The 19367-nt window shown below is 53.6% G+C and carries 20 protein-coding genes; 6 read left to right on the top strand and 14 right to left on the bottom strand.

The genetic code is table 11. The features are described from left to right. Positions 1 to 12 precede the first annotated feature (12 nt). Positions 13 to 255, bottom strand: coding sequence for a DUF1158 family protein (locus QCD69_RS16870; protein WP_125289315.1), 243 nt, complete (start codon positions 253 to 255; stop codon positions 13 to 15). A 371-nt stretch (positions 256 to 626) separates the two neighbouring features. Here QCD69_RS16870 and mntP point away from each other — a divergent pair, with 371 nt between their 5' ends. Then, on the top strand, positions 627 to 1193 hold the full coding sequence (mntP, locus tag QCD69_RS16865; RefSeq protein WP_253456428.1) for a manganese efflux pump MntP: 567 nt from the start codon (positions 627 to 629) through the stop codon (positions 1191 to 1193). A 172-nt stretch (positions 1194 to 1365) separates the two neighbouring features. After that, positions 1366 to 1443: a stress response protein AzuC gene (gene azuC / locus QCD69_RS22890; RefSeq protein WP_367317866.1), complete on the top strand. Its 78-nt coding sequence runs from the start codon at positions 1366 to 1368 to the stop codon at positions 1441 to 1443. A gap of 384 nt (positions 1444 to 1827) precedes the next feature. Here azuC and QCD69_RS16860 read toward each other — a convergent pair whose 3' ends face one another. The 7 genes from QCD69_RS16860 to QCD69_RS16830 all read right to left on the bottom strand — a co-directional run bounded on the left by QCD69_RS16860 (position 1828) and on the right by QCD69_RS16830 (position 7651). Next, entirely contained in the window at positions 1828 to 2169 is a 342-nt protein-coding gene (locus QCD69_RS16860; protein WP_253456425.1) for a hypothetical protein, read from the bottom strand. A 108-nt stretch (positions 2170 to 2277) separates the two neighbouring features. Next, positions 2278 to 2460, bottom strand: coding sequence for a hypothetical protein (locus QCD69_RS16855; RefSeq protein ID WP_301252845.1), 183 nt, complete (start codon positions 2458 to 2460; stop codon positions 2278 to 2280). A gap of 172 nt (positions 2461 to 2632) precedes the next feature. Beyond that, entirely contained in the window at positions 2633 to 3088 is a 456-nt protein-coding gene (locus QCD69_RS16850) for an SgcJ/EcaC family oxidoreductase (RefSeq protein WP_253456419.1), read from the bottom strand. A gap of 346 nt (positions 3089 to 3434) precedes the next feature. Further along, complete coding sequence (locus tag QCD69_RS16845) at positions 3435 to 4076, bottom strand: RpiB/LacA/LacB family sugar-phosphate isomerase (protein WP_301252843.1); 642 nt, start codon at positions 4074 to 4076, stop codon at positions 3435 to 3437. 42 nt (positions 4077 to 4118) lie between these two features. Then, positions 4119 to 4880 (bottom strand): 2-dehydro-3-deoxy-D-gluconate 5-dehydrogenase KduD, encoded by a 762-nt coding sequence (gene kduD / locus QCD69_RS16840; RefSeq protein WP_253456414.1) that lies wholly within the window; start codon positions 4878 to 4880, stop codon positions 4119 to 4121. A gap of 13 nt (positions 4881 to 4893) precedes the next feature. Then, a complete protein-coding gene (gene bglB, locus QCD69_RS16835; RefSeq protein WP_253456411.1) occupies positions 4894 to 6033 on the bottom strand; it encodes a beta-galactosidase BglB in 1140 nt (379 codons plus the stop codon). A gap of 31 nt (positions 6034 to 6064) precedes the next feature. Next, positions 6065 to 7651: an MFS transporter gene (locus QCD69_RS16830; RefSeq protein WP_301252841.1), complete on the bottom strand. Its 1587-nt coding sequence runs from the start codon at positions 7649 to 7651 to the stop codon at positions 6065 to 6067. A gap of 308 nt (positions 7652 to 7959) precedes the next feature. On the opposite strand from QCD69_RS16830, the gene adhP reads away from it, so the two are divergent. The 3 genes from adhP (at position 7960) to QCD69_RS16815 (ending at position 10911) form a co-directional block, all read left to right on the top strand. Then, positions 7960 to 8985 carry an alcohol dehydrogenase AdhP gene (gene adhP / locus QCD69_RS16825; RefSeq protein ID WP_253456406.1) on the top strand — a complete coding sequence of 342 codons (1026 nt, stop codon included), beginning with the start codon at positions 7960 to 7962 and terminating at the stop codon, positions 8983 to 8985. 356 nt (positions 8986 to 9341) lie between these two features. After that, a complete protein-coding gene (locus tag QCD69_RS16820) occupies positions 9342 to 10352 on the top strand; it encodes an alpha/beta fold hydrolase (protein WP_301252839.1) in 1011 nt (336 codons plus the stop codon). Between the two features lie 412 nt (positions 10353 to 10764). Continuing rightward, positions 10765 to 10911 carry a hypothetical protein gene (locus QCD69_RS16815; RefSeq protein WP_301252837.1) on the top strand — a complete coding sequence of 49 codons (147 nt, stop codon included), beginning with the start codon at positions 10765 to 10767 and terminating at the stop codon, positions 10909 to 10911. A gap of 9 nt (positions 10912 to 10920) precedes the next feature. On the opposite strand, the gene QCD69_RS16810 is transcribed toward QCD69_RS16815, so the two are convergent. After that, positions 10921 to 11937, bottom strand: a complete 1017-nt coding sequence (locus QCD69_RS16810) for an ABC transporter substrate-binding protein (protein WP_253456398.1) — start codon at positions 11935 to 11937, stop codon at positions 10921 to 10923. Then, positions 11937 to 14051, bottom strand: a complete 2115-nt coding sequence (locus tag QCD69_RS16805) for a TonB-dependent receptor (protein ID WP_301252836.1) — start codon at positions 14049 to 14051, stop codon at positions 11937 to 11939. The genes QCD69_RS16810 and QCD69_RS16805 overlap by 1 nt, the downstream gene beginning before the upstream one ends. An 867-nt stretch (positions 14052 to 14918) precedes the next feature. On the opposite strand from QCD69_RS16805, the gene QCD69_RS16800 reads away from it, so the two are divergent. After that, positions 14919 to 15515: a helix-turn-helix transcriptional regulator gene (locus tag QCD69_RS16800; protein WP_301252834.1), complete on the top strand. Its 597-nt coding sequence runs from the start codon at positions 14919 to 14921 to the stop codon at positions 15513 to 15515. A 46-nt stretch (positions 15516 to 15561) separates the two neighbouring features. Here the strand turns inward: QCD69_RS16800 and QCD69_RS16795 are convergent, their stop codons facing one another. The 4 genes from QCD69_RS16795 to QCD69_RS16780 are packed head-to-tail and all read right to left on the bottom strand — an operon-like array spanning position 15562 to position 19356. Next, positions 15562 to 16047, bottom strand: a complete 486-nt coding sequence (locus QCD69_RS16795) for a DcrB-related protein (protein WP_253456389.1) — start codon at positions 16045 to 16047, stop codon at positions 15562 to 15564. Then, entirely contained in the window at positions 16044 to 17441 is a 1398-nt protein-coding gene (locus QCD69_RS16790; protein ID WP_301252833.1) for an OmpA family protein, read from the bottom strand. The genes QCD69_RS16795 and QCD69_RS16790 overlap by 4 nt, the downstream gene beginning before the upstream one ends. 2 nt (positions 17442 to 17443) lie before the next feature. After that, complete coding sequence (locus QCD69_RS16785) at positions 17444 to 18028, bottom strand: DotU family type IV/VI secretion system protein (protein WP_301252832.1); 585 nt, start codon at positions 18026 to 18028, stop codon at positions 17444 to 17446. Continuing rightward, entirely contained in the window at positions 18025 to 19356 is a 1332-nt protein-coding gene (locus QCD69_RS16780) for a GlcNAc-transferase family protein (protein WP_301252830.1), read from the bottom strand. Before QCD69_RS16780 ends, QCD69_RS16785 begins: the two co-directional genes overlap by 4 nt. Positions 19357 to 19367 lie beyond the last annotated feature (11 nt).

Raw genomic sequence — 19367 nt, 5'->3', positions numbered from 1 at the left:
GCAAAAGTTTGTTTATACCTTGATAAACCGCAGATAAATAAAGCGAATCACATAGTATTCCAGCGCGCCTAATAGTAAAAACCACAGGCAGAACACCAGCGTATAGAGCTGGCCGACATCGCTGAGATGAAACAGCGTAGTCAGGCGGCGCGTCAGCTCCACGCCAAACCAGGGCGCGGGCAGCAGCAGCGCGGAGAGAAAGCCCAGCATCAGCGTGCTCATCGGCATTAAAAAGGTCAGAAAAGGATTGTTCATAGCGGTTCCGTCTCGGTCAGTGACGGCCATTTTCCGGTAAACGGCTGGCGGGTTCAACCTTGCACGCGCAGGGAATTTTTTCGGCGCTTTTTGGCGATTTTTATCGCGCGTAATTCCCCACCGGCTGAAAGGTCGCTCATCATAACCCGGTAATTCCTTTAGTGTTTTTGCGCCTCTTTTTTGCGCGAAATTAGCATTCGTTAAAAAGTATAGCCAAGGCTATACTTAAACACCTGATTTTATTGTCTTTTTATACGCGCAATCGCGTGGTAGGATGCACGCACATTAAGCCTGAGGGGCTTGTTTCTTCAACAAGAACCGTTCTTTTGATGTCTGGGCGAGAAGATAACCGCCAGACCGGTATAACCACAATGAACCTATATGCAACCCTTATTCTGGCCTTCGGCATGTCGATGGATGCTTTTGCCGCCGCGATTGGCAAAGGCGCAAGCCTGCAGCGTCCGGGTCTGAGAGAAGCGCTGCGCATCGGCCTGATTTTCGGCGCGATTGAAGCGCTGACGCCACTGATTGGTTGGGGCGTAGGCATTGCAGCCAGCCGCTACGTAATGGCATGGGATCACTGGGTCGCTTTTACGCTGCTGCTGGTGCTTGGCGGCCGCATGATTCTGGAAGGTTTCCGTAAAAAGGATGAAGAGTGCGAAGCGCCCCAGCGTCACGGATTCTGGCTGCTGGCGATGACCGCCGTCGCGACCAGTCTGGATGCCATGGCCGTCGGCGTCGGCCTGGCTTTCCTGCAGGTGAATATTGTGACGACCGCGCTGGCGATTGGCGCTTCGACGCTGGTAATGGCTTCGGCGGGCATCCTGTTAGGCCGTTTTCTTGGCCCGGTGATGGGCAAGTGGGCGGAGATTTTCGGCGGCGTGGTGCTGATTGGCATTGGCACCAGTATCCTGGTTGAGCACCTGGGCATCCTGTAAAGGTGCAGACAAAAGACCGGGTTTACCCGTCTCGTTTAGCTTTTGTTTAGGTTCGCTTTCGCATAATCTTGCGAATTATGTGATCTGCTTCAAATTTATTTGCCTGGAAAGTGCGCTTCTTGTATACTTTTTTTGCGTTCTATCAATAAAAGTTGAATTTCAGGTGCAAAAAATGAAAAAAGTTATCAATTACGTGTTCCGTAGCTATGTTGAAACATTTAAACACGTACCGCCAGGCGCTATGTATTAATGGCTCCGGCCCGAAACCCTCGATAGCCGCGGTCAGGGAAAGACCGATGGTTATCACCTGTTACCCCGCTAAAATTTTCTTCGCTTATCCCGTTTTCGACTCGCTAAAACCTTCTTCGCTTATCCCGTTTTTGACTCGCTAAAAGCTTCTTCACTTATCCCGCTTTCGACTCGCTAAACCCGTCTTCGCTTATCCCACGTTTCAATCGTTTTCAGCTCGCTAACACGCTCTTCGCTTTTCAATCGCTTCCGGTCTGCTGATGACAATGACCGCTTTGGCTTGCTACGCCTGTGTTCTCTGCCGCCCGCCGATTTTGATGACGCCACGCAGTCAAAAAGAAGCCGCCGCTGCTGACTGCGTCACAGCCAGCAGGGCGAAAGGCCATTAATCCTGGCTCTGGTACTCGTCCAGCGTAGCGCTCTGACAGGCTTCCATATTCTGGCTGGCCTGCTTCTTCTGGTCTTCGCTCAGATTCATCCAGGCAGCAACCACGGTTCGGGCTTCGTCTTCGTCAAAGTCCGGTTTTTCCTGCGCGGAAGGCGACTGGCCGCGCATGTGCAGCGCTTTCAGCTTGGTGATATAGCCATCCGCCGAGTCGGCTGCTTTATCCTGCGTCACCAGCGTACAAAGGTTAGCGATATAGCCCTGGGCCGGATCGTCTGAGTCTGCAGCCTGCGCTGCGCCAGTTACCGCCAGAGCGGCAAGCAGCAGCATTATTTTTTTCATATTTGCTCCTTAACAAGGATTTACGTTCGGCCGGTTCGGCATGGCCCGTTAAGGATAGCGCTTCCGTAGCGGGCCGGCACCGTACGCCTGAAGAGTAAATACTTTAATTCAGAGCCAGGCTCTGTACCAGTCGATCTGCTGCGCGATGAGGTGATCGAAGCGCGGGCCGCTGTAGCGAGCGTAACGTTTTGCCTCCGCTTCTACATGCAGCTTTTTCTCTGCCGCCGCCACGATATCAAACAGCGCAATGCCCTGCGGCAGCGGATTGACGCGATCGTCGCCCGCTATCACCAGTCCCGGGCAGGAAAGCTGGCTGGTAGTGCAGCGTCTTCTACATGGTCAGAAAGGCGATTTTAGTAACCATCACCGGGAACGGTGTTTTATGGCGCCTGAATAGTTTTAGCGGGAGGAATAAGAAGGAGGTGCAAAAGTCTCCACGATCTCAACCGTGGAGACAGCAATCTTAACCTTCGGGCATGGCGGAGGAATGATGGCTTGAAATAAGCCATTTCTGTCCGTCCCATGCATAGGTAAAGGTATAACGCGCGGCGGCTTTAGAACCATCGCCAAAGGTAAAGGTATAGGTGCCGGTATCGATAGCTTTATTACAGCCGATGCGAACGGTACGGCTGTCGATATGGCCAACCGGCTTCTTCGCCAGGAATTTTTTAAAATAATCAACGCGCTCTTCGTCCGTCAGGCGAGCTTTGTTCGACAGCGTTGGCAGCAGCACGGCATCTGACAGATAGTTCTGCGAAACGGTGTTGGCATCGCCTGTTTTTAGCGAATCGTTCCAGCGATCGAACATAGAGGCAACTTCCTGCTCGGTCATTTTAACGCAGGAAGTACTCTCCTGAGCAAAAGCCGCCGAGCTGGTAAGCACGCCGGCAATCATCAAACCAATTAATCCAGCCTTCATTAATTATCTCCGTAGTATTTGTGTTTTTAATAAAGCTAAAATACCAGAAGCTAATAAACGCATATTAAACGTTCGCAGCGATGGGAAAAGGCTATGCCAGAGGATTGATATAGATCACGTCAATAAGCATTCTTTATTATAAGTACTGCGTTAATTATTTATTATTAACGGCAATAATAAAGATGAATAACATGATTTATATTATTCGAGCGTTTCTTTAATAAGCTGAGATAAAGGCAGGGTTTTTATAGCGAAAATGCGCCGTGTGGATAAGCAGGGCAGTGCAAACGACAGGAGCCGGGCGGGTAAAAAAAAGATGGTCAGCCGAAGCCGACCACCAACGTTTTTATTTCTGTAATAGCTGCTTAACCCAGGCAATGATTTCTGCATCTTTGCCCTGTTCAAACAGGCATTTCTGGAAGCGTTCGCCGCCGACGGCGGTTTTCACCAGTTCCGGGTCAATTGCGCGCAGCGTATCCAGATAGTTATCTTTGATTACCGCGCTTTTTACCTGATTGAGGATACCGGCGTTGCGTACCTGCGGCTCTTTACGCTCGACGGGATAGCCTTCGCCCCGGCGGCCGGTAAAGGCCTTTTCAAACATATAGCGCACGTTCAGCTCGGCGCCCCAGCCAAAGCCTTTGGCAAAGGCCAGCGACAGCGCGTTGCCGTTATTGATTTGCGCAAACAGAAACGCATCCGCCGGATCGAGGCAGTAGCCGCAAACCACGCCAGGATGGATATTTAACGACATCAGCGCGCCCTGACCGGTGCCGCAGCCGGTGACCACGAAATCTACCGCCTTTGCGTTCAGCAGAATGCTGGCCATAATGCCTAAGTGGATATAGGTCAGATGATGATCGTTCTCGTCGCTCATGCCGACGTTAAACACCGCGTCTTTATTCTGCGCCGCTACGGCCTGTAACTGCTCCAGCACCACGGCGTTTTTCGCCGCCTGGCTGTTTTCCATCATCAGTGCAATATTCATCTTTGTTCTCCAGTATTCAGTCATTGAGAGGCCGATGGCGCATCAGCGCGCCAGCCAGCCGCCATCTACCGCAAGGGTATAGCCGTTGATGTAGTCAGCGGCTTTTGATGCCAGAAAAATCACCGGACCCATTAAATCCTGCGGCGTACCCCAGCGGCCAGCCGGGATACGCGCCAGAATTTCCGCACTGCGCTCTTCATCGCTGCGTAGCTGCTCCGTGTTGTTAGTGACCATATAACCCGGCGCCAGCGCGTTAACGTTGATGCCGTATTTCGCCCACTCGTTGGCCAGCTGACGCGTCAGCCCCATCACCGCGCTTTTCGACGCGGTATAGGAAGGCACGCGCACGCCACCCTGGAAAGAGAGCATCGAGGCAATATTGATAATCTTGCCGCCGCTCCCTTGCTTAATGAACTGACGGGCGGCCAGCTGCGATAAAAAGAACAGCGTCTTGATATTGACGTTCATCACGTCATCCCAATCCTGTTCGCTGAAGTTCAGCGCGTCTTCGCGGCGGATCAAACCCGCGTTGTTGACCAGGATATCGATATGCCCCATCTCTTCTACCGCACGTTCCAACAGTGATGACAGCCGATCCTGACGGCCGAGATCGGCTTGCAAGCTGAGAAAGCGTCTTCCCGTTGCGCCGACTTCCGCCGCGGTATCGGCGGGATCGCGGCGATTAATCGCCACGATGTCACAGCCCGCCTGTGCCAGAGCCACTGCCATACTTTTCCCTAAGCCGGTATTACAACCGGTGACCACGGCCACCTTTCCCTGTAGAGAAAAATCGTCAAGAATCATGCAGTTTCCTTATTTATAGATAGACGTGCAGGTATTCCACCAGACACAGGATCGCCATCGCCTGGCCATAAGGCATGGAGGTCAGCGGTATCTGGCGGTAGAAATCGAGGTCTTTACCCATGCCGGTGCCAAAGGAAACCTGTGTCAGCTCTCCGTCCTTATTGATGCGGGAGATCAATCCTTTAATCGCCTTTTCCGCCACCGCTATATAGCGAGGATCGGCACAGCGGCGACGCGCGGCTTTTAACATGCCGAAGGCGAAGCCAGCCGTTGCGGAGGCTTCAAGATAGGAGTTGGGATCGTCCAGCAGCGTATGCCACAGGCCGCTTTCGTCCTGACATTTTTCCAGCGCCTCCAGCTGGCGGGAAAGCACCTGTTGCAGATAGCGCCGGGTCGCATCACCTTCCGGCAGCTCAAGCAGCTCAACGAATTCCGGAATAACGATGGTCAGCCAGCTGTTGCCGCGCGCCCAGCGAGCGTTAGCAAAATTATGGTGACCATCGAACGTCCAGCCGTGGAACCACAGCCCGGTTTCCTTATCCATCAGATGCTGGATATGCAACATAAACTGATACTTGGCTTCTTCGATATAGTCCGCGCGGTTCAGCAGCTTGCCGATTTTTGCCAGCGGCAGCACGGTCATCATCAGCGTGTCATCCCACAGCTGCTGATGGTTCTCTTCCGCCAGCGTGATGTGCTGCAAACCCCTCATATCGGTACGCGGCATATCATGCATAATCCAGTCTGCCCAGCTTTCCAGGTAGGGCAGCCAGCGTGGATCGCGGGTTTCCTCATAGCGGTATGCCAGCGTCAGAAACGGGCAAACCGTGTTCACGTTACGGGTGGTGGAACCTTCAGCAAAACGGTCGTTGAACCAGTTATCAATGATGGCTCGCAGCCGATCGTCCCCGGTTTGGCGGTAATACTGATGAATGCCGTACAGGCCGATGCCGTGCGTCCATTCCCATCCTGCCCAGCCTTTGGTATCAATCACCCGGCCATCGTCAAGCCTCAGTAAAAACTCGCCGGTTTCGTCGGTAATATTCACCAAATTGTCCACCAGTTTGTTGATCAGCTGATGCAGCTCCTGGCTGGAGATAAACCTTTCCGGCTGGCGCAGGAGTGGGCTGTGTTTTACTGGGTATACGACCATAATTGCTCTGTCCTCGTGGATCTTAAGTTGACTATGAATGCGTTAAATTGTCGCCGGGCGCCGCTTTTGTGGTCTGAGCGGGCAGAGTGCCGGCCGCTGGCTTATGCCGATTCAGGTAACCAATGTTGTTATTGCCCCACAGCGATTCGTAAGGCATTCCGGCCAGCATCTCGACGGTAGCGCGAGCCTGCGGCGTGATGCTGTCAGGGACGACGCCGCCCGCTATGCGCATTTTCTCGGTTTCGTCACGCAGGATTTTGTGCGTGGTCAAATTCAGCTTGAAGCGCAGGGAGATCAGGAAGCCCATGCACAGGACCAGGATCGTGCCGCCGCACATGATCATCAGGATCGCATGACTGACGTTTTCGGCCTGCTCGGTGCTGCCCGCCACAAAACCGGAAAGCTGCATCAGGATGCCGACCAGCATGACGGCACCAGCCTGCGAAGCCTTACGCGTCAGGGTCATGATCCCGGCGAAAATGCCTTCGCGACGCTGACCGGTAATCACCTCGTCCACGTCCGCAATGTAGGTATAGATATTCCACGGCACGTAGTTAATGCCGCCGCGGCCCAGGCCAGCGATAGCGGAGATCAGCAGCAGCAGCGAGAAGACATCGCTCATGCCGCTGTAATAAAGCACGCCGTAGGAAAGCGTACTGAGCGCAAACAGCGCCACCACGATGCGGTAGGCGGGCGCCGGCCCAATACGGATACAGAGCGGGATCATGCCGATCACGGCAACAAACTGGAGGATCGCCATCGTGCCCATCAGGTTGGAAGCCACGGTGGCCTGCTGCATCAGCACAAATACCACGTAGTAGGTAAACACGGCGTTAAAAACGTCCTGCGCGATATAGCCGCCCAGATACATGCCCAGATGCTGACGGAAGATACGGATGCGCAGCGTAGATAACAGCTCGGTTTTCAGGCGGCCAAGGCTTTGCCCCAGCGTCAGCTTCTGCTGCTCGGCTGCCAGCGCGGCGGCGGATTTTTTCTCGGCCGGGCGCTCCCAGGTATAGCGATAAACCAGCGTCAGCACGATGGCGCACAGCACGGAAAAGACCAGGCTGGAATAGAAGAAAGAGAGCGGATTATCCTTGCCGAAATAAGCCAGCAGGATACCCGGCAGGAAAGCGGCCAGAATAGCGGAAAGCTGCGCCAGCGCGATGCGTGCGCCGGAGAATTTGGTTTTCTCTTTAAAGTCGTCGGTCATCTCCGGCACCAGGGTTTCATAAGGCACCAGAATCGAGGTGTAGACCACTTCAAAAAAGAGGTAGGTCAGCAGGTAGTAGACGTAGGTCATGTCGCCGACCCACATCAGGCTGTAGCTGAACACAAGGGGAATGCCCAGAAGGATAAAGAATTTACGGCGGCCGAAGCGTTTGCCGAGTCGGGTAGAGCCGAAGTGGTCGGTTAAGTAGCCCATTAGCGGGCTGACCACGCCATCCACAATGCGCGCCATGGCGAAAATAGAGGTGGCTTCAATAGGGCTGAGGCCGCAGAAGGTGGTGTAAAAGTAAAGCAGCCAGGCAGATGTTAATGCCATCGTACCGGCACCCAGAAAATCCCCTGATCCATAGGCGAGATAATTAAGCGTTCCTGGTTTACGTATTGTCATAATGTTCATCCTGAGTAACCAACATGCACAGCCCGGCTGTATGTCGGGAGAGGAAGTACGTTAGAGTTATGACGTCCAGAAAACCTTTGCGATTTTGCCAGCCGATATAAGGCGGTGGCGAAGAAAAGAAGATAGCGGCGGGCGGCTTCACTAATTTAATAAAATGGCGTTTCAATTTTATTGAATTAGCCATTCAGGCTTTGCCAGGCAAGATTTGTTGCGATCTGTGGTTGATTTTATGGCGTTAAATCAAAGTCAGCGGTGAAAATGTTTATATAGTTAAAAACCCAACCGAAGAGGAAAGCACAATGAAAGCTGCCGTGGTCAACAAGAATCATACTGTCGATATCGTTGAGAAAAAGCTGCGCGCGCTGGCGCATGGCGAAGCGCTGTTAAAAATGGAATGCTGCGGTGTCTGCCACACGGATCTGCACGTTAAAAATGGGGATTTTGGCGATCGTACCGGCGTGGTGCTCGGCCATGAAGGCGTCGGCGTCGTCAGCGAGGTCGGGCCTGGCGTGACCTCATTGAAGGTGGGCGACAGGGCCAGCGTGGCGTGGTTTTATAAAGGCTGCGGCCACTGCGAATACTGCACGACGGGCAATGAAACCCTGTGCCGCAACGTATTAAATGCCGGTTTTACCGCCGACGGCGGCATGGCGGAAGAGTGTATCGTGGTAGCGGACTACGCGGTGAAAGTGCCGGACGGGCTGGATCCGGCAGCGGCCAGCAGCGTAACCTGCGCGGGCGTCACCACCTATAAAGCGGTAAAGGTTTCTGGCATTCAGCCAGGCAAGTGGCTGGCAATTTACGGCCTGGGCGGACTGGGCAATCTGGCGCTGCAATATGCCAAAAATGTTTTTAATGCCAAAGTCATCGCCGTGGACGTAAACGATGCGCAGCTGGCTTTCGCCAAAGAAATGGGCGCCGACTTAGTTATCAACTCGCTGAAGGAGGATGCGGCGAAGATCATTCAGGAAAAAACGGGCGGCGCGCATGCGGCAGTGGTAACGGCAGTAGCCAAAGCGGCATTTAATTCGGCGGTAGACGCCATGCGTGCCGGTGGCCGTATCGTGGCCGTTGGCCTGCCGCCGGAGTCGATGAGTCTGAATATCCCACGTCTCGTTCTGGACGGTATTCAGGTGGTCGGCTCGCTGGTGGGCACGCGTGAAGATCTGGCTGAGGCTTTTCAGTTCGCGGCAGAGGGAAAAGTGGTGCCGAAAGTCACCAAACGTTCTCTTGAGGAGATTAATGAAATTTTCGACGAAATGCTGGAAGGGAAAATCAAAGGCCGTATGGTGATTGATTTTACTGCTGACACCCACGCTGGCTAAAGCTGACTTGCCTGTGGAAACGGCTTAACCACTTATTTCCACAGGCAAATATTTACAAAACCTGTCACGCGCTCATAAAGAAGCTCGACCGTGCTGGCGCTTCCGGCTCCAGTCGGCAACAGAGGCTTAGCCACAGCAGTGACACCAGCCAACCCGCATTGTTTAACATTTGTTTTCCCTTTGAACACATGGTAACAAATTAACTTTACTCACCCGTGGAGAATTCGCCACAGGCGTAGCTCTTTTTGCTAAGCGCTGTGGCGTTGTACAGCAAGGGCTGCACGCCTTATCGGGACGATTAACCGCTAAGCTCAGAAGTCATCGTTTCGCTTTGAACGTTAATGAGGAGAGTTAAGGTGTTAAAAAAGGCTAAAACAGGGCTGCTCGCAGCCGCGCTGCTGACCTTTAGCGCAGTGGCTGCCGACAATACGCCGCAGTATGGCGTAGAGCTACAGGGCTTCGATTTCCCTTATCCAATTGAAAAGTTTAATTTTTCATCACAACAGCAGCCGCTTTCTATGGGCTACATTGACGCGCGACCGGCAGGGAAAGCGAACGGGCGGACGGTAGTGCTGATGCACGGCAAAAACTTCTGCGGCGTGACCTGGCAGGATGCCATAGAGGCGCTGCGTCATGCGGGCTATCGGGTAATTGCGCCGGATCAGATCGGCTTTTGCACCTCAACCAAGCCTGCTTACTATCAATACAGTTTCCAGCAGCTGGCGTTAAACACGCATCAGCTGCTCGCCAGCCTGCATATTGATAAGATCACGCTGGTCGGCCATTCAACCGGCGGGATGCTGGCTACACGCTATGCGTTAATGTACCCACAGCAGGTAGAAAAGCTGGCGTTGGTCAACCCGATCGGGCTGGAAGACTGGAAGGCGAAGGGCGTGCCCTGGCGCAGCGTGGACGACTGGTATCAGCGAGAGCTGAAAACCAGCGCGGAAAGCATCAAGGCGTATGAGCAGAAAACCTATTACAGCGGCCAGTGGAAGCCGGAATACGATCGCTGGGTCACTATGCTGGCGGGGCTGAATAACGGGCCGGGCCACAAGCTGGTTGCCTGGAATTCCGCGCTGCTCTACGACATGATATTTACCCAGCCGGTTTATTATGAATTTGGCAACCTGACGGTGCCGACGACGCTGCTGATTGGCACGGCAGACACCACCGCTATCGGCAGCGATATCGCGCCGCCGGAGGTAAAAGCGAAAATAGGGCACTATAACGAGCTGGGCAAAGAGGCGGCGAAACTGATCCCCCATGCCAGGCTGATCGAATTCAAAGGAATGGGACATGCGCCGCAGATGGAAGATCCCGCTATGTTTAACCGTACGCTGATTGACGATCTGAACAAGCTCTGATGACAGCACAGCGCAGGCTTCCAGCCTGCGCTGTGCACGCGTCCGCATGACGCCGGGTGCCTCCCGGTGAGTCAGAAAAGCGATAACCTGACCCGCTATTTGCCACATGGTTAGCTGACTGGCTTAGCCCCGCCGCTCAGGGGGATCCGGCATACGGGAAAAAAGCATAAATTTATCGGCATCAACCAAACCGAAACGATAGCGTGTTGCTTGCGAAATAAATAATAATTAACGGGAAGGTTTCAGGTGTTAATAGTGGATTAAATTAATAGCTATTCGAGTCATATTAATAATATTATTTCCTTCATATTTGTAAATTTACTATTAATTTCTGGATATTATTCAGTGCGTTATCATTACGTTGACGCTATCGTTTTTATTCTTTCTTCAGGCAATTTCCTCTGAAGATAATATGAAAAAATATAGCGTTCTGGTCTGTTTTTTACTGCTGTGTGGCTGCATGGGGCACCGTCATGCTCAGCAACATAATCCGATTGCAGACTGTTCCAGCCACGACGATGAAATCGACTGTAGCTGGAACGTGCCCGACAGGCCGTAACGGCCGCGCTTATGCCGGCCCCTGCGCGTGCAATATGCGCTGCGCCTGGTCCACCGTTAGCGCGTAATCGAAAAAGCGGCGGTAAAAATCCTGCGTCGCCTTGACCATATCAAGCTGCGGGAAAAGCTCGGGATGCAGAAGTTTTGCCGCCCACTGAATTTGCAGCCCGGCTTCCGTGCCGTAGCGATCCCAGGGAAACACGCCCGCCGGATTTTGCCAGACCTGATGGCGTTTTACCGCCTGCAGATTGGCAAACAGCGCCGCATAGTCTGAATCGGCCAGCTTTCCGGCTCCCGCGCCGATAATGATGATATCCGGCTGCCAGAAAAGCACGTTTTCCGGCGAGGTTTCTTTCATATTGCCGTTTACTTCCGCCGCCACATTGCGGCCGCCAGCCAGGCGGATCCAGGTGTCGATCAACGTGTTGCGTCCGTCAACCTTCAGCGGATGCAGGGACTGAATATGTAAAACGCCAGGCCGCTGGCTATTGCTTAGCCCTGCGGTTTTCGCCTGTATAGCGGCAATCCGGGCATCGAGCCAGGCGTTATAGGCTTGTGCTCGCCGTCGCGCCTGCGCCGTGCCGACCACCCCGGCCGTCGTCAGCAGCGAGCGCTGCATAGAGGGAAAATCGTCAAAGTGCATGACCAGCGTCGGCAGCCCGGCCCGCCGGTAAGCGTCAGCATCCGCATCTTCTGCCGCTACAAATACTGTATCGACCTTTGCGGCCAGCAGCGCCTCGCTGTTAAACGTGCGGCCATGAACCGACAGCGCCTGATGCAGCGACGGCGCTATTTTAAACATCCAGGGGCGATCGCTGGCGTGATTAACGGTCGCCACGATGCGGTCGCCCGCGCCCAGGGTCATCAACAGCGAATGATGCGCATACCAGCCGTCGGCGATCCGTCGGGCCTGCTGCGGTACCTCGACCTTGTTGCCGGCGTCGTCAATAACGCTCCGGGCAAAGCCAGGTGTAGCAAAAAGCAGGAAGAGAGCCGCCAGCAGCGGCGTAATCAGGGGTTTTATCATCAGAACCTCAGCTGTAGAGAAAGCTGCGCCATGCGCGGTTCGCCGAGCTGGGCGCTGGCATAGCCCGCGCCGCTGTAGCCGTTCAGGCCGCCGGGCACGATATTCGTCCAGTAATGGCGATTAGTCAGGTTGGTGACATCCAGGCGAAAAATGGTTTCCGTATTGAAGAGCCGCGTTGTGTAGCTGCTGCCGATATCGAAAGTCGTATAGCTTCCTGTCCAGCTGTCGTTGGCGTTATCGGTACTGCGGCGTCCTACGTAGTGCATGCCGCCATGAATATCCGTACCGCGTAAAAAAGGTAAATCGTAAGCGGCGAACAGGCTGGCCGTATAGCGAGCCAGGCCCACTATCTGCCTGCCGCTCGTGGCGGGACTGGCAGTATCGCGCAGGCGTGGATCGAGCCATGTCATGCCGCCATACAGATGCAGCCTGTCGGTAACGTCGCCGTCGGCCATCAGCTCCAGCCCCCGGTTGCGCTGGCTGCCGTCCACGGCATAGTCGCCGCTGGCGGTGGCATAAGCGAAAGGGCGGTCAATCCGGAACAGCGCGGCGGTCAGCAACAGCTTATCAATCGCCAGCTTGCTGCCCACTTCCAGCTGTTTGCTGCGATAAGGCGCCAGGATGCTGCCCGCGTTCGTGGAGCCGCTCGGCGCGGTATCGCCCTGTTGCAGGCTGTCTGCCCAGTTCATATAGAGCGTCAGCGGTTCGACAGGTTTAAACATCAGGCTGGCCGAACCGCTAAAGCCGCTGTTATCTGAATGGCTGCTGCGGCTGCCGGTTTTTGCATAGTTAGCGGAAGTCAGGAAGCTTTCGCTACCGGCCAGCAGCAGGCTCCACTGCGGTGAGAAGGTCAGCGTATCGCTAAGCAAAAAGGCCTGCTGCGTGGCGGTAGCCGAGTGGTAGCGATGGGTGAAATCCGGGTAGTCCGGTTCGGCAAAGGATTGCGGCTCGTCGAGCGAGGCGCTACCCAGCGTGCTGGTGGTGCCGTTCAGCGGATTATAATTTTTCCAGACAAAGCCGCGCAGGCCGGTGGAAAGCTGATGATGCAGCCAGCCCGTTTCCAGCTCGCCGTTCAGGTTCGCCATATAGCTGTTAATGGTAAAGCGGCTGGCTGTAGAAGAGGAGGTGGTGGTTTTATAATGACCGGCGCGGTCGGTAAAAGTATTCGTGACCGCCGTGGATTCACGATCGGCAATCTGCCGCAGCACGCCCAGTTCGCCCTGCCAGTTCCCGTCAAAATCGTGCTTCAGATGTACGCTGGCGGTCAGCGTATGGTTATCGCTACCGGCATAGTCTTGTCCGAGATATGTCTTTTTGGGATCCGGCGCGGCGGGGAAAGAGAGGCCATTGCCCAGCGCAAATTTGCCCGGCAGCCCTTTTTCATAATAGTGGTAATAACTGAAATTGCTTTCTAACGTCGTGCGATCGGTTAGCGTTGCGTCCAGCCCCAGGCTGAACAGCTGACGGCGCTTTTTACTGCCGTGTGCAAAGCCGTCACCCTCATCATCCAGAAAATTAGCGCGATAGCGCAGGCGGTCATTGTCGTCCAGCGGGCCGCTGAAGTCGCCGGAAACCAGGCGGCTGAGGCCGGTGCCAGCGCCAAAAGTAAGGCTGTGCTGTGCGATATCGGTGGGGCGCTTCGCCACAAAGTTAAACAGCCCGGCCGGATTTGCCGGCCCGTAAAGCGATCCACCCAAACCGTTCAGCACTTCCAGATGGTCAAACTGCTCGGCAGCGTAATCGGTAGTCGAGACGACATTCAGGCCGTCAATCATAGAGTTCTGTACCACGCTGCCCTGCATTCCACGCGTTTGCGGGCGGGCGCCGTCACCCTGCACGGAAGGCATATAGCGATAGATATCCGTGATGCTTTTTAACTGCTGGTGCTTCATCAGCGTTGGGGAGACTTGCTGCACGGACCAGGGCGTATTGCGGATTTCCTGCTTGCCCAGGTTACCCAGCGTGACCTGCCTGTCGGGCGCAGCCGCTTCGCTATCCGGCGCGGCGGCTACAGTGAGGGTTTCTTCCTGGGTAGCGGCCTGAGCCTGAATACCTGTCAAAATCAGTACGTAAAGCGCGCGCTTCATCATGCGCGGCGGTGAGGCTATTGTCATTTTATACCTTGCCGATCGAAAAGCAGCCTTCGGGCTGCCTGAATGCAGATGCCTGTAAAGTTCACGCGAAAGATAGCATATCGCTATATGATAAATTATATAGCGAGTGCTATCCGCAGGAGCCTGGAATATGCTGCTGGATAACGGCCCATTAACAATAATTAATGATACCTACAGATTTTCTGCATCATATTATTTTGCGTAAAGCGGGAACATTATCAGATGGGTAGAAAATTTTTGTGATAAGCGGCAGGCCTGTAAGGACGGTTTTTTCGCCTGTATTTGATGCCAATATGCCATCAGGTATTTTACCGCCAGGCAAATGCCGTCCGTATTTGTTGTGCCCGATCTGAATTTTGATAAAATAGCGACTTGTTGGTAACCTTCAGTAATACGGCATAAAAGGCACACAGAAAGGTTGAGCCTGTTCCTTGAGAAATATTTGTTATTCACGGTATCGGATTATTTTTGTATAAAATACTGCTATATCTGTTTATTATGGGATCAATAAGATAACGTAATCCATGCAGGTCTGTCGGAATAGAAAAGGATGTGTTTCGGCAAGTTATTTCTTCCCGGTTTTACCGCCGGAGTGGAAAGTATCAGGATCTTATAGGCTATTTTAGCCATTGCTATCGATTATTATTTTAGGGTTGTTCATATTTCACTCACTTTTTAAGGTGGAAAAAGCTTGCGTAAGGATGGGCGCACGGCATCGGCGGGTAAACCGTCTTTTACTTTTCCTGTGCCTTTAAAATCGATACCGGCGTTTATCTCCGCCGTTACAGCATATTAATGTTGTGAAAAACCTGCGCGACTGCATAAAACAGAAACTCATTGCGTAATTTATATTCAGGATGAAATATTATGCTAAAGATAATCGTTTCCAGCGATAACGTATATTACCGGAAAGGCGTTGAATCGCTGATTACAAGTGCAGGGAAAACCCTCAGGGATGGGTTATTTGAAGTGGTTTCAGAAACAAGTAGCCCGGTAACGAAAGAAGCCGATATTGTGTTCAGAGACATTATGATCAGCGTTTTTTTCTATAAGCGCGAAATGATTGCCGGCAAGGGCCAGGCGGAACCTCACCTGTCAGCGCTACACATTCCCTTTATCTGTCGTGGAGATAATATACCGCAAATTACCGGAAAGATTAGAAAAATCATGCTGATAGCCACTACTAACGCGGCCAGCTTTGCCAGCCGTGAAAATTATAAGTTAACCGGACTAAAAGACTTTATGCAGCTCTCTTCTACAGAAAGCAAGGTTATGCTGATGGTTGGCCAGGGCTACGATACGGAAAATATATCCAGGATGTTAGGGCGTTCAAAAAAAACCGTCAGTACGCATTGCCGCAACGCCATCAGAAAAATGGGGATGCTTAACCGGGTCGAATTTTACAAATATGCCTCTTTTGTAGCGCAATATGGTAATAAAAAAGGTAATACGCTCTGCCTGTAACATTATCTTACGGCCCGCCTTTAAGCGGGCCATATAAAGCGGTAGCTTAACTGTCGACTATCGACACGGTTTCAGGATTAAAGCTGTTGATGATTTGCACATAATGCTTACGCTGGAAGTCATTAAATTCCGCTGAGGAAGCCAGCGTAAATACAATCAGATTTAGCCTGGCAGGATTGATTACCGGATGCCAGGGAAGCTCGACGGTAGACTGCACCTGCTTAACCGGCTGTCCATTCTCCAGAAAAGAGTTGGCCGTCTGGATCACCGGCAACTTAGCCGGGCCGATTTCATTCTTCAGCATTTTGCCCTCGCTTTTATAGCCGGGCAGGCTGTTGGCCATAAAATTAGTTTGCGTTTCGCAAAATTCTTCCAGCGTTTGCCCCTCATTTTTAAATGACCGATTAATCAGGATGGTATATTCGTTCGCTTCCGGATCGCGAAAACGCAGGACGTTAATGCTCTGATCATAAAAGGGCGCCTCGGTCAGAAAAGTGCCTTCGTACATGATGTAGCTCTTTTTTTTACTCATGGTTCACCTGTTTTATTTGTTGCATCCGCCAATGGGATGATTTCCACACGCCTGTTTCTTTCCCGGCCTTCTCCGGTCTGATTACTGGCAACGGGCAGGCTGTCGCCCATCCCTTTAATCACAAGTTTGTCCGGCGGGACGTTGGCATGGCTGACCAGCCAGTCACGAACCGCCTTCGCCCTGCGTATCGAGAGCTGGTAGTTGGCTTCCGGGCTGCCGGTATTGTCGGAATGCCCAACGATGGCAAAAGTTGTTTGGGCATTGTTTTGCATTAACGGCAGCAGCCAGGCCAGATTTTTACTGCTGTCAGGCCCGAGCGTGGCGCTTCCTCTGGCAAACAGCGCGACGGAGCCTGACGCCATAAAAACCGGCGACGGATTGTAATTTTGCAGGGCGTCACTGACGCGCGCCGCCATTTCCCCACAGCGCGAAAATCGCCATAGCCGACTAAACCAGGCGTCGCGGCAGTACAGCAGCTGCTGTTTCTGGTCGCGCAGTCGTTGATAAACCGCTCTTTTTTTCTGCAGCTGTGTCTCTTCCGTTTGCCGGAAATCGGCCAGCGTACGGGTCGCCGCAGCGATATTTTTAGCCTCAAACCAGGTGGAGCCGATCAGCAGCATCGCCAGCAGCAGCGCAGCGCAAACCGGCAGCCAGCGCCATGAAAACCCCGAGCGTTGCCTGTCGGGCTGATAAGGCACGCCCGGGTCGATGACGTCAGGTAAGCTGGGCAGCATAACGCCCGGAGAAAGACCCGGACAGAGCCCGAATTTCTGCTGTAGCCACTGCGCCCAGGCGCCATGACGGGTAAAGCCGTTGCCATTATCGGCCAGCAGAACGGCGCTTAACCGTAGCGAAGAACCGGAGAACAGCGCCTGTAGCGCTTTGGCTATCCCCGAACTTTCCAACCACAGGCGCAGCGCGTCCGTCATGGCGTAACGGTAGATTGAGTGGCAGCTGAGCGGCTCAGAGACGGCGAGTAGTTTTGCCAGCTCGCGCGCGAGGGTGGTTTCACCGACCTTGCGGAGGTCAAACTTACCGGACCATTTTGCCTGTCCGGCCTGGCTTTCATGGCTCAGACGGGCATAGAGACCCAGCACGCACGGCAGCGCCTCCTGCTCATATAAGCGCCATGCTGCGATTTTCGCCAGCGCCTGAGCGTCGGTTTCCTCGCCGTCCGGGAAAAAGGGGAAAAAAGCATAGAGGCGATGCTTCTTCTTTCTCATCCGCTTTACTATTTCCGGCAGCGCTTCCGCTTCCGGTACCACGATCCAACTTATCGGCTCGTCTTCCTGTTCCGGCTGCCGTTCAGAAAACCATTTTGCGGCATAGGGGCCGATAATAAGGATGGCGGGCGCGGCGGCAGCGGGCTGATTTTTTAACAACGAAGCTGGCATGGTTAAAGCGCCTCCAGCCAGGCAGAACAAAACAGCCAGAGCACGATCAGCAGCAGGCTCAGCAGAATAAGCTGCAACGGCAGATGAAAACGAGGCGGTGAGCGCGTCGGCAGGGTATCCGGGGCCGCCACCTCTTTTTCTGTCTGGTAAACGGCGGCTGGCTGAGGGGCAGAGAGTGAAAGCAGACTGGCGTGGTTCCTGCCGGTAAAGGCCGAAACAAGAAACAATTTCTGGGCGTAGGTGAAGATCTGGCCCTGGCCGTCGGCCAGCAGCGGTTCAAGCCTGTCGCCCAACGTCATTGGGCCGTCCGTATAGCCGTAAAAATAGTGCGTCAGCGCATAGCGGTCCCAGGCAATATTGTCGGCGCGAAGGCGTAACGCGACTCGCCGATCCAGATAGCAGCAGAGCGCGTGGCACAGCTCATCGCTAAGTTGTTCGCATTCACCTTCAGCAATCAGCGCTTTGCTGAACCGCTCAATAAGCGCGATCAGCATTAACTGCAATTCCGGCAGGGAAGGAATAATGCCGTCAAAAGAGAGCAGGGCATCAATGCAGATCAGGCGATGGTAGAGCGTTGTGCTTTTCACCAGGCTTTCTCCACAACCTTACTCCACCCGTCGCTATCGTCATAAGCGCTAAAACGTATCGCGGCGGGCGTGAACATGATCGGAAATGTCACGTCCAGATCGATTGCGATTTCTCCGCCGTCATGCCCGGCCAGGCATTCATTTATTTCCTCTCCCGACAGGATTTTTTTATAAAGCAGATCGTTGGCGTTGCTATAAACACCAATATGCAGGCAGGTGATATCGGCCAGCGGCGAGGTAAACTCTTCCTGCGTCAACCCAATAGTTTTTTGCTGATGGCTGCTTAATCTTTCCCGCCACTTGCCATAGGGCGGCGGAAACCAGGCGACACGTTCTGTTCCCAGCACTTCTGGCAGCACGGCAAGTTTGGTAAAGGAGATGCCCTGCGCGGCCTCGAACTCAGCCAGCGTACGCCTGCTGCCCAAACCATAGCGACCCATATCGGCCGGTTCAGCCTGCTCCATACCCAGCAGGGTTCTGACTCTTTTTTTCGACAGGCTGTCTCTTTCGTGCCAGGCACGGTCTACGGAACCGGATTTTTTCGCCTCGTCATCATGATCGCCCCAAATTCGACTGGCCTCTTCCCTGCCGTAAAAATGCCACAGCACTAGTTTATGCGGATGCCAGACGTCATAACCGTGGGTAAAGGCCCGGGCCGCCATCGCTATCTCTTCGCCCTCGAAGAAGATTTGCGGATCGTTCGGCACCTCCTTTACGAAACGGCCTTCGGCGAAAATAAAGCCGCCCGCCAGATAACTCCCTCTGACTGGCGCCGCTTGTTGAAAATCAACCGAAGTGAGCTGCACTATTTTTTCACTGGAAAAGCCTCTGAAAACCAGGCGAAATATCGCCTGGGTTTTTTCCTCTTCTTTGCCGGGTACATAGCCCGGCGGATAAGAGGAGAGCACCGGCTTTTCACTTTGCACCTTCAGCGCTTCCAGCATGGCAACCATTTCTCTGTCCCAGCCCTCTACAAAGCGGCAGTGGGAATCGATTTGCAGCACATACTCTTCCTCGCGGTAAAGCGTTTCACACTGGTTTCTGGCCCAGCAGGCGCCTTTACTGAAGAAATAGTGCAGGGAAATCATCCGGATTTCCGTCTCCAGATAACGCAAGGTCAGGAGGTCATACTCTGCTGTTGATTCTGCCGCGCAGAGCGTCATGCCGGCCTGCTGAAAGCGCTGGCGGTCGCCCTCATCCTGCCAGCAGACGGCCACGGCAAGCCTGTAGCATCCGGAGGCCTTCTCAATTAAATCCCGGAGCGTCGGGATCAGTTCCGGATCGCGATAGCTGGCGATGCTGATAAAAATGGCTGGTTTCCTTTCCATAGAGCCGCCTT

It is taken from the genome of Erwinia sp. PsM31 (genome assembly GCF_030433775.1).
GTDB classification, from domain to species: domain Bacteria; phylum Pseudomonadota; class Gammaproteobacteria; order Enterobacterales; family Enterobacteriaceae; genus Erwinia; species Erwinia aeris.
This window is presented reverse-complemented; position numbering and strand designations above follow the sequence as displayed.